General features: G+C 61.9%; 1 protein-coding gene. It reads left to right on the top strand.

Annotation, left to right across the window (positions count from 1 at the left end; genetic code table 11):
- The coding region (locus ACQ4OE_RS26720) for an RHS domain-containing protein (RefSeq protein ID WP_430948453.1) at positions 1-1,193 on the top strand (1,193 nt) is incomplete at both ends.

Genomic DNA, 1,193 nt, shown 5'->3' on the forward strand with positions numbered 1-1,193 from the left:
CTGGACTACACGCCGACCGGATTGATCCGCCAGGAAACCGGTTTTGATGGGCGGCGCACGGCGTACGTCTACGACCTCAACGGCCATCTGCTGGAAAAGACTGAATTTGGTGATGACGGCTCGCAGCTAGTCACCGCGTACGAACGCGATGCCGCCGGGCGTCTGCTGCTGAAGACCCTGCCCGACGGGGTCAAGGTCAGCTACCAATACGACCGCCTCGGCCGTTTGATCGGTGTCGATGACGGCCAGAACCATCCGCTGGCCTTCGAATACGACCGCCAGGATCGACTGATCACCGAGCATCAAGGCTGGGGCACCCTGCGCTACAGCTACGACGCCTGCGGGCAGCTCAAACGCCTGCGTCTGCCGGACAACAGCAAGCTCGATTATCACTACGCCAAGGGCGGTGCGCTGACCGGCATTGACCTCAATGGCGCGCAGTTGACCACCCACGTTTTTAAATCCGGGCGCGAACAGCAACGTCAGCAAGGCCTGCTGCTCAGCGAATATTCTTACGACGATCAGGGAAGATTGCTCGCCCACGCGGTAGGCCATTCCCACGATTCGCTGTATCGCCGTGACTTTGCCTACAGCGCCAACGGCAATCTGGAACACATCGCCGACAGCCGCCACGGCCAGCGCACCTATGGCTACGACGCCCTCGACCGGCTGATCCGCGTGCGCCACTCGCGCGACGAACTGCCGGAAAGCTTTGCCCACGATCCGGCCGGCAACCTGCTGATGCAGGACCGTCCCGGCCCCTCGCATATCAAAGGCAACCGCCTGCTGCTGCAGGGCGACCGCCATTACGACTACGACGCCTTCGGCAACCTGATCCGCGAACGCCGTGGCGCGGAGCAAAAACTTGTCAGCGAATACCGCTACGACAGCCAACACCGCCTGATCAGCCTGACCCGCCCGGACGGCCAAACCGCCTCGTATCAGTACGACGCCTTTGGTCGGCGTATCCGCAAAACCGTCGACGGCCAGATAACCGAGTTCTTCTGGCAAGGCGATCAACTCGTCGCCGAAAGTAGCCAGACCGAATACCGCAGCTACGTCTACGAACCCGGCACCTTCCGCCCGCTGGCCCTGCTCGACGGCAAAGGCCCGAAAAAAGCGTGCCCGTTCTACTACCAACTCGACCACCTCGGCACCCCGCTGGAGCTCACCGATTACAGCGGTGAGATCGT

Origin of the sequence: Pseudomonas sp. WC2 (genome assembly GCF_050586545.1) — a bacterium.
Taxonomy (GTDB): domain Bacteria; phylum Pseudomonadota; class Gammaproteobacteria; order Pseudomonadales; family Pseudomonadaceae; genus Aquipseudomonas.